The 9144-nt window shown below is 67.4% G+C and carries 9 protein-coding genes; 4 read left to right on the top strand and 5 right to left on the bottom strand.

Annotated elements, in window-relative coordinates:
- Window positions 1-166 precede the first annotated feature (166 nt).
- Window positions 167-943 (top strand): potassium channel family protein, encoded by a 777-nt coding sequence (locus tag V7Q39_RS16510; protein WP_333817710.1) that lies wholly within the window; start codon window positions 167-169, stop codon window positions 941-943.
- A 244-nt stretch (window positions 944-1187) separates the two neighbouring features.
- Here the strand turns inward: V7Q39_RS16510 and V7Q39_RS16505 are convergent, their stop codons facing one another.
- On the bottom strand, window positions 1188-3086 hold the full coding sequence (locus V7Q39_RS16505; RefSeq protein ID WP_333817709.1) for an elongation factor G: 1899 nt from the start codon (window positions 3084-3086) through the stop codon (window positions 1188-1190).
- A 163-nt stretch (window positions 3087-3249) separates the two neighbouring features.
- Here V7Q39_RS16505 and V7Q39_RS16500 point away from each other — a divergent pair, with 163 nt between their 5' ends.
- The 3 genes from V7Q39_RS16500 to V7Q39_RS16490 all read left to right on the top strand — a co-directional run bounded on the left by V7Q39_RS16500 (window position 3250) and on the right by V7Q39_RS16490 (window position 4832).
- Window positions 3250-3807, top strand: a complete 558-nt coding sequence (locus V7Q39_RS16500; protein ID WP_333817708.1) for a helix-turn-helix domain-containing protein — start codon at window positions 3250-3252, stop codon at window positions 3805-3807.
- Window positions 3808-3870: 63 nt separating this feature from the next.
- On the top strand, window positions 3871-4392 hold the full coding sequence (locus tag V7Q39_RS16495) for a GNAT family N-acetyltransferase (protein WP_333817707.1): 522 nt from the start codon (window positions 3871-3873) through the stop codon (window positions 4390-4392).
- A complete protein-coding gene (locus V7Q39_RS16490) occupies window positions 4392-4832 on the top strand; it encodes a DMT family transporter (protein ID WP_333817706.1) in 441 nt (146 codons plus the stop codon). The genes V7Q39_RS16495 and V7Q39_RS16490 overlap by 1 nt, the downstream gene beginning before the upstream one ends.
- Window positions 4833-4937: 105 nt before the next feature.
- On the opposite strand, the gene V7Q39_RS16485 is transcribed toward V7Q39_RS16490, so the two are convergent.
- The 4 genes from V7Q39_RS16485 to V7Q39_RS16470 all read right to left on the bottom strand — a co-directional run.
- On the bottom strand, window positions 4938-5912 hold the full coding sequence (locus tag V7Q39_RS16485; RefSeq protein ID WP_333817705.1) for a type I glyceraldehyde-3-phosphate dehydrogenase: 975 nt from the start codon (window positions 5910-5912) through the stop codon (window positions 4938-4940).
- Between the two features lie 177 nt (window positions 5913-6089).
- Window positions 6090-7049 carry an iminosuccinate reductase BhcD gene (gene bhcD / locus V7Q39_RS16480; RefSeq protein ID WP_333817704.1) on the bottom strand — a complete coding sequence of 320 codons (960 nt, stop codon included), beginning with the start codon at window positions 7047-7049 and terminating at the stop codon, window positions 6090-6092.
- Window positions 7050-7131: 82 nt separating this feature from the next.
- A complete protein-coding gene (bhcC, locus tag V7Q39_RS16475) occupies window positions 7132-8295 on the bottom strand; it encodes a 3-hydroxy-D-aspartate aldolase BhcC (protein ID WP_333817703.1) in 1164 nt (387 codons plus the stop codon).
- Between the two features lie 4 nt (window positions 8296-8299).
- Window positions 8300-9144: pyridoxal-phosphate dependent enzyme (locus V7Q39_RS16470; protein ID WP_333817702.1), on the bottom strand; the 845-nt coding region annotated here is incomplete at its 5' end.

Raw genomic sequence — 9144 nt, 5'->3', positions numbered from 1 at the left:
ACGCCTTCTTCAACGGCGCCGCCGACGCGACCGAAGAGATCAAGGCCGCCGCCTCGAAGGCCGAACACTGACGGGCATGGCCGGGGGCATCGCTCCCGGCCCTTTCCCCCCTGACAGCCCCCGCGCCGCCGTCTAAGCTCGGCACGGGCAACAGGGGCACCAGGCCATGACCGAAGCCAGACTCCGCTCCCGTCTGCGGGCGCTTTACGAAGGCGCGGGCGAGGTCGGCGACCGCTTCCGCTACCTGCTCCTCGCCTTCGACCTGCTCACCGTCAGCTGGCTCGTCGCCTCGTCCTTCTTCCCGCGCGGGGCGCAGCACGGCTGGATCGACCTGGCCATCGGCCTCGTCTTCCTCGCCGACCTCCTCGCCCGGCAATTCATCTCGCGCCGCCCGCTGCGCGAGCTGTTCAGCTTCTGGGGTCTGGCCGACCTTCTAGTCATCGTCTCGCTCCTCTTCCCGATCTGGGGCGAGGGGCTGGCCTTTCTCCGGGTGCTGAGGCTCTACCGCGTCTTCCACTCGCCGCAGACGCTCGACCAGTTGCGCGACGACATTCCCGGCTTCCGCCGCAACGAATCCGCCGTCAGGGCCGCGCTGAACCTGGTGATCTTCATCTTCGCGATGACCGCGCTGGTCTATCAGACCCAGGCCGGCCGGAACCACGACATCACCAACTATGTCGACGCGCTCTACTTCACCGTCACCACGCTCTCGACCACCGGCTTCGGCGACGTGACGCTGGTCGGCACCGCGGGCAAGCTTCTGTCCGTCACCATCATGATCTGCGGCATCAGCCTGTTCCTGCGGCTGATCCAGGTCGTCCTGCGCCCGCCCAAGGCCTGGTTCCCCTGCCCGGTCTGCGGGCTCCGCCGCCATGACCACGATGCGGTGCATTGCAAGGCCTGCGGCACCGTGCTGAACATCCCCGACGACGGGCTGGACTAAGGGGCAATCGCGTTCCCCGCCGACCTCTTCCCGGACCGTCTGATGGACTGTTCAGTGAACAGGTCCATCGGTCCGTTGCCCGAAGGCGCAAGCCGCAGGGCAAGGGGGGTGCCGCAAGACCTCTTGCTGTCAATCCGGCCGTGCCTGGCTGGGCGGGCGCGGTAACGCGCCTGCCAGGGACAGGCAGGCGCGGCCGGATTTGGCGCGAGCCAAATCCGGCAAGAAGGGCCGACGATCCGGAAGATCAGCCAGCCCCCTCGCCGCCCTCGTCCTTCTTTACCTCGTAATGGTCGAACGTGCTGGTGAACCAGGCCGTCCCCCGCGTCGCCGCCGCCAGCGCCACGAACAGCGAATCCTCCGCCGCCATCGGCAACAGAAGCTGGAACACGTCCCAGCCCGCCGCGCTCTCATGCGCCTCGAAGCCCAGCACCTGCCCCTTCAGCCCCGACACCAGCGGCACCAGCGCCCCCGAGAAGACCGAGGGCACCTGGATCTCCACCTTCATCACCGGCTGCAACAGGACCGTGCCCACCTCGGCCAAAGCCTCGCGGATCGCCGATTTGCCCGCCGTGCGGAAGGCATGGTCGGAACTGTCCACCGCATGGGACTTGCCGTCCTTCAACTCGACCGAGACATCGACGACCGGGTGCCCCAGCGGCCCCTTCGCCAGCCCGTCGCGCGCGCCCTCCTCGACGGAAGGGATGTAGTTGCGCGGCACCGTCCCTCCCTTCACGGTTTCGCTAAAGGCAAAGCCCGCGCCCCGCGCCTCGGGGCGGATCGCCACCACCACATCGGCGAACTGACCCGCGCCCCCGGTCTGCTTGCGGTGGCGATGATGCACCTCCGTCCCGCGCAGGATCGTCTCGCGCAGCGCGGTCGGCACCGGGCTTTCCCCGACCGGCACCGCGAAATCGCCGCCGATCTTCGCCAGCACCCGGCGCAGGTGCAGGGGTCCCTGCGTTGCCAGCACCGGCCGCCCCGTGCCCTCATCCGCAGCCAGCCCCAGCGCGGGGTCGATCTCGGCCAGCCTGCCCAGCGCTGCCAGCAACCGGCTGTCGTCCTTGTCATGCCCCGGCGCGATGATCCGGCGGAAGGGCGAAGCCGCGGCCTCGGCCAGCCGCTCGCATTTGTCGCGGCTGAAGGCCTGCCCCGCCGCCAGATGGTCCGACTTCACCGCAAGCCCGATCTGCCCCGCCTGAAGCTGCCCGACCGGCGACTTGGCATCCAGATCGGTGATCGAGCCCACATCGCCGCCGCCCAGCCGCGCCCCGCCGCCGACCGGCCCCTCAAGCGCGCGCAGCAGGACCACCTTGCCCAGATGCTTCAGCTGGTCCGCCAATGCCCCCACCGCCACGGTCCCGGCCCCGAACCGCGCCCGCGTCTCCTCGACCCCCGGCGCGTCATGGCGCAGCGATTTCATCAGTCGGGTGATGCCATGCCCCTTGCTGGCCGATCCGATAAAGCATTCGATCACCGCATTGTCGCGCAAGGCCTTGGCCGCGATGGCATAGACCTCCTCGGCCAGCGGTTTCTGGTCCTCGATCAGCTCTTCCATCAGGTGATCGTCCAGATCGGCATAGCTTTCCAAAAGCTCCGCCCGCGCCGCCGCCTCGCGGTCCTTCACGCTGTCCGGCATCTCGATCAGCTTGGAATGCTTGCCCTCCTCGAACTTCCAGGCCCGCTCCGACACCAGATCGACAAAGCCGGTGATCGTGCCGCCTTCACGGATCGGCACCTCGCGCAGCACGATGTGGTGGCGCGAATAGGCCTGCAATGCGCTGACGATCTCGGCGATCCGGTGCTGCGCGCTGTCGATCCGGTTGATGAAGATGATCGCGGGCACCCCCATCTCCTCGACGCGCCGCAGGAAGGGGGCGGCGAGGACCGCGCTCTCGGCATCCGCCGGCACGCAGATCACCGCGATGTCGGACGCCGCCAGCGCCGCGCCGACCGAGGCCAGATTCTCCGCCCCGCCCGCCACATCCACCGCCGCCCAGTCCTCGCCCATGAAATCGAACGAACTGACCGTGGCGACGCCGGGGACGGTCAGCGCCTTGCCGCGCTTGTCGTCAAGGCTGGCCAGCGCCTGGACGAGCGTGGTCTTTCCGGCACCCGACGGCCCGAGGATGGTGAATAGGCGCATGTCTGTCCCCCTCCTGATGTGCTGATCCGGTGCCGCCTCCGGGCGGTTCGCCGGTCGCTGGTCTGGGTGAAGCATGGCCCGCCGGGCGCCCCCGCGTCAAATGCGGAAGACTGTCGCAGCGGCAGTCGTTGAAAGCTGACGTTCTGTCCACTATAGTAGCACGATGGATGACAGCCTCGACAAGCGGATCGGCATGCGGATCCGGGCGGAACGCGAAAGCCGCGGCTGGTCCCTGACCGACCTGGCCGAGCGTGCCGCCGTCTCCCGCGCCATGATCCACAAGGTCGAACGCGGCGAAAGCAGCCCGACGGCCCAGCTTCTCGGCAAGCTGTCCGGCGCATTCGGCCTCAGCATGTCGACGTTGATGGCGCGGGCGGAACTTCAGCAGGGCCGCCTGTCGCGCCATGCCGACCAGCCGATCTGGACCGACCCGGAAACCGGCTATCTGCGGCGGCATGTCTCGCCCCGCACGGACCTGCCGCTGGACCTCGTCGAGGTCACGCTTCTGGCAGGGACCGAGGTGGCGATGCCTGCCTCGGCCTATGCCTTCCAGCGCCAGTTGATCTGGGTGCTGGAAGGTGCGCTCGTCTTCATCGAAGGCCCGGCCCGGCATGACATGCAGGCCGGAGACTGCCTCGAACTCGGCCCTCCGGTCGATTGCGTGTTCCGCAACCTCTCCGCGCTGCCCTGCCGCTATGTGGTGCTGGTGCTGCGCGGCTGATCTTGACAGAATGTCCACTATAGTGGATTTATGCTCCACAATATTACGATGGGGCGACTCGCCATGCGCATCAGGGAAGCAGAAGACCGGGACTGCGCCGGGATCGCGGAAATCTACAACGATGCCGTGCTGAACACGACCGCCATCTGGAACGACAAAGTGGTGGATGAGGCCAACCGCAAGGCCTGGCGCGCCGACCGGCAGCGTCTTGGCTATCCGGTGCTGATCGCGGTCGACGCGGCTGACCTGGTGATCGGCTATGCTTCCTTCGGCGACTGGCGCGCCTTCGATGGCTATCGGCACACGGTGGAACATTCGGTCTATGTCCGTTCCGACCGGCGCGGCGACGGCATCGGCAAGGCGCTGATGATGCCGCTGATCGACCGGGCGAAGGGCATCGGCAAGCACGTGATGGTGGCGGGGATCGAATCCGGCAACACCGGATCGATCCGCCTGCATGAACGGCTCGGCTTCCGGCCCGCGGGGGTTCTGCATCAGGTCGGGATGAAATTCGGTCGCTGGCTCGACCTCACTTTCCTTCAGCTGCCCTTGGATGACGCGCCAACCCCGCCGGGCCTGCGATGATGCCGGCGCTCGTCTCCCTGCTGCTGGTCGTCGCAGGCGCCGCGCTGATCGCGCAAAACCTGATCATGGCCAGCGCCAGCACGCGGGTCTCCACCCTGCTGATCCCGCTCCTCCTCAACTCCGCCGTCGGGCTTCTGCTCCTGTCGCTGCTCCTCCTCTGGCAGGGCGGGACCTCGGGCCTGCGCGAGCTGATCGCGACGATACGGCCGGTGACGCTGGTTCCGGGCGTGCTCGGCACCTTCTTCGTCTTCGCCAGCCTCACGGGCTACCGCACCCTCGGCGCCGCGCCGACCATCGCGCTCCTCGTCGCCAGCCAGCTGGTCGTCGGTCTCGTGGTCGATCTCTACCGGACCGACCCACCAAGGATTGCGCTGGCACCGATGTTCGGTGTCGCGCTTCTCATCCTCGGTGCCTGCCTCATCCTCTTCCGCAAGGCCTGATCGAAGCGACGGAAACGGATGTTGCCAAACCTTTCCAATTGGTGAACGCCCGCAGGCAAGTCCTTGATACCATTGATACGCAAAACCTGCCCGCGCGCGGGCAGCTCAGCCCATCCGGACTGCCATGTCCAGCATCCGGTTGGAGAAACCCCATTCATTGTCGTACCAGCCAAAGACCCGCAGCATCCCCCCGGCCGAGAGCTTCGTCTCCGGGCAGGCCATCACCACCGACTCGGGCCGGGCGCGCAGGTCGGTCGAGACCAGCGGCCGGTCCGTCGCCCCGATCACCCCTCCCGCCGCCCGGAAGGCCGCGTTGACCTCCTCCACCGAGGGCCGCCGCTCCGTCACCAGATGGAAGTCCACGCAAGAGACGCTGGCGACCGGCACCCGCACCGCCTGCGCCACGATCCGCCCCGCCAGCTCCGGCAGCACCCCGTCCAGAAGCCGCGCGGCGGAGGTCGTGGTCGGCACCATCGACAAGGCCGCCGCCCGGCTCCTCGGATAGTCCGCCGCCGGGGCATCCACGGTGGGCTGGCTGCCGGTGTAGCAGTGCACCGTGGTCATCGACCCGGTCACGATCCCCCAGTTCTCATCGATCAACCGCGCCAGCGGGGCCAGGGCATTGGTCGTGCAGGAGGCGTTCGAGACGACCTTCTGGGACCCCAGCACCCCGTCGTTCGCCCCCAGCACCACCGTCGCCTCCGCCGCCGAGGACGGCCCCGAGACCAGCACCCGCGCCGCCCCCGCACGAAGTCCCCGCTCCGCCACCTCCCGCGCTTCGGCCCGCCCGGTGCATTCCATCACCAGGTCGACACCCGTCAGATCCAGCGCCGACAGGTCCGGCGCGCGATGCAACGGCACCCGCCGCCCATCCACCACCAGCGCCCCGCCCTCCAGCGCGACGCTTCCCTTCCAGGGCCCGAAAACGCTGTCATATTCGAAAAGATAGCCGCACATCTCCGGCGCGGCGATGTCGTTGATCCCGACGATCTCCAGCCCCGGCCAGCGCTCCGGCGCCAGCAGGAAGGCCCTCAGCACCGACCGCCCGATCCGCCCGAAGCCGTTGATGAAGACCCGCATCGGCCTGCCCTCCCGCGCGCCGCGATTATCCAGTCTCACCACGGGTTTGCGGGCAGTTCAACAGGCATTTGATCAAAACTTGTGCCCGTCACAATCCGGCAGGCTCGTCGGAATTTTCGAAAACTTCGGGGCGGAGCCTTCAAAGGCTCCGGTGCGATTTCTTCGAAGAAATCGTCCCTAGACCCCGACCTCGATCCCCAGCCCCCGCTCGCGTGCCCGCTGCACCGCGACGGCTGCCACCGCCAGATCCTGCAACCCGACTCCGGTCCCGTCGAAAAGCGTGATCTCCCCCTCGGACCGCCGCCCCGGATGTCTGCCGATGAGCACGTCGCCAATAGGCACGATGGCCGAGGCATCCAGCATCCCCGCCCCCACCGCGTGCTGCGCCTCGCCGATGCTGATCGACTGCGCCACCTCGTCGGTGAAGACCGAGGCCCCCGCGACGAGGCCTGGGTCCACCTCCTGCTTGCCGACGGTGTCCGTCCCCATGCAGGACAGATGCGTGCCGGGCGAGACATGATCGGCCAGCAGGCTGGCGGAGGGCGAGGAGGTGATGGTCACGATCACCTCGGCCTCGCGCATCCGGGGCAGGTCCACCGCCTCGAAGGGCAGGCCCAGTTCGGCGGCGACGGCCCCGAGCTTCGGCAGCATGTCAGGGTGCAGGTTCCAGGCGATCACCCGCTCGAACCGGCGCACCCGCGCTGCCGCGCGCAGCTGGAACCCTGCCTGATGGCCCGCGCCGACGATGCCCAGCACATGCGCCTCTTTCCGCGCTAGGCGGTCGATGGCGATGGCGCTGGCCGCCGCCGTGCGCAGCGCGGTCAGGAGGTTGCCCCCGACCATCGCGACGGGCCGCCCGGTGTCGGGGTCGAAGAGGAAGACCGAGGACTGGTGATTGATCATGCCCTTTGCGGCATTGCCGGGAAAATACCCCCCGGCCTTGACACCCAGCTGGCCGCCCGCCCGGTCGAGACCAGACTTGAAGCCATACTGCCGCCCCTCGCCCAGCGCCTCGCGCACCACGGGGAAATTGTAGGCTTCCCCCCGCGCCATGGCGGCGAAACAGGCCTCCACCGCGCGGAAGGCGTCTTCGGGGGTGACGAGAGAGGCGATCAGGGCCTCGGGGACGATGAGCATCTGGCGGTCCTTCGTGGCAGGCGAAGGGAGCGGGGGTTTCACACCCCCGCACCCCCGTGGGATATTTCCGGACAGAAAATGGTCAGTAGGCCTTGCCGCGGGCCGAGACCGGCCAGACGGTTTCCACCTTGCCGTTCCTGACGCCGACATACCAGTCATGCACGTTGCAGGTCGGGTCGCAGTGGCCTGGGATCAGCTTCAGCTTGTCGCCGACCTTCAGCACGCCCGCCGGATCGTCGATCACCCCGTGTTCATCACTGCACTTGATGTACTTGACGTCGTCGCGCCCGAAGATCACCGGCAGGCCCGAGTCCACCGACTGCGCCTTCAGGCCCGCATCGCAGATCGCCTTGTCGGCCTTCACATGGGACATGACACTGGTCAGGATGAAGAGCGCATTCTCCCATTCGCCCCGGTCGATCCGGTTACCGTCCTGGTCGAGAATGCGGCCGTAATCGGCATCCATGAAGGCGTAGGAGCCGCATTGCAGCTCGTTGTAGACGCCGGAACCGCTTTCGAAATAGTACGATCCCGTGCCGCCGCCCGAAACGAGCTCCGGCTTCAGCCCCGCCGCTTCCAGCGCAGCGACGCAGGCTTTCACCTGGGCGATGGCGGCATCCAGCTTGGCCTTGCGATCCTCATACTTGTCCATGTGCTGCATCGCACCCTGATAGGCCTGGATGCCGGTGAACTTCAGGCCCGGCGCCGCCGCGGCGGCCTTGGCGATGGCGACCACCTCTTCGGGCGTCTTCACCCCGCAGCGGCCCGCACCGCAGTCGATCTCGACGAAGACCTCCAGTTCGGTGCCATGGCGAACCGCCGCCGCCGACAGGTCGGCCACGTTCGCCACGTCATCCACGCAGACGATGGTCCGCGCGCCCAGTTTCGGCAGCCGCGCCAGCCGGTCGATCTTGGCCGGATCGCGCACCTGGTTGGAGACGAGGATGTCCTTGATTCCACCCCGCGCGAAGACCTCGGCCTCGCTGACCTTCTGGCAGCAGACCCCGACCGACCCGCCCAGCCGCTCCTGCAGCTTGGCCACGTCGACCGATTTGTGCATCTTGCCATGCACCCGGTGCCGCATCCCGTGCGCCTTCGCATAGTCGCCCATCTTGACGATGTTGCGTTCCAGCGCGTCCAGATCCAGCACCAGGCAGGGCGTCTGGATATCGGCCTCGGCCATTCCCGGCAGGGCCGGAATGTCGTAGCCCACTTCGAACCCTTCGAAATTCGTCTGCTTGTTCATGGTTTTACCCTTTCATCCAGGGGAGTTTGTCCAGATCGACGTTGCCGCCGGTGATGATGATGCCCACGCGCTTGCCGCGGAAGGCCTGCGCGTTCTTCAGGACCACCGCCAGCGGCACGGCGCTGGAGGGTTCCATCACCACCCGCAGGTGCTTCCAGGTCAGCTTCATCGCCTCGACGATCTCGTCTTCCGAGGCGGTGTAGATTTCGCTGACGTGGTTCGACACGAAATGCCAGGTCAGGTCCTTCAGCGGCACCAGAAGCCCGTCGGCGATGGTCTTCGGCGCGTCGTCGGCGATGATATGCCCGGCCTTGAAGCTGCGATAGGCGTCATCGGCCTGTTCCGGCTCGGCCGCGATCACCCTGGTCTCCGGCGCCAGCGTCGAAAGCGTCAGGCAGGTGCCCGAGATCATGCCCCCGCCACCGATGGGGGCGACCACCATGTCGAGACCATCGGTGTCTTCGATGAACTCGCGCGAGCAGGTGCCCTGCCCGGCGATCACCCGCGGATCGTTGTAGGGATGCACGAAATCGCCGCCCGTCGCCGCCTGCACCTGCGCAAAGGTCGCCTCGCGGCTGGAGGTCGAGGGTTCGCATTCGGTGATCACCCCGCCATAGCGGCGCACGGTGTCCTTCTTGGCCTGCGGCGCGGTGCGCGGCATCACCACGTTGCAGGGAATGCCCCGAAGCATGGCGGCATAGCTGAGGCACGAGGCATGGTTGCCGCTGGAATGGGTGGCCACGCCCTTCCTCGCCTGATCCTCGGTCAGCCCGAAGACCGCATTGGTCGCCCCCCGCACCTTGAAGGCGCCGGGTTCCTGGAAGTTCTCGCATTTGAAGAACAGCTGCG

The sequence above is a fragment of the Tabrizicola sp. genome, from assembly GCF_036781545.1.
In the GTDB taxonomy this organism is placed as follows: domain Bacteria; phylum Pseudomonadota; class Alphaproteobacteria; order Rhodobacterales; family Rhodobacteraceae; genus Tabrizicola.
The sequence above is the reverse complement of the archived record's forward strand: the minus strand, read 5'-3'. Positions and strand labels throughout refer to the sequence as shown.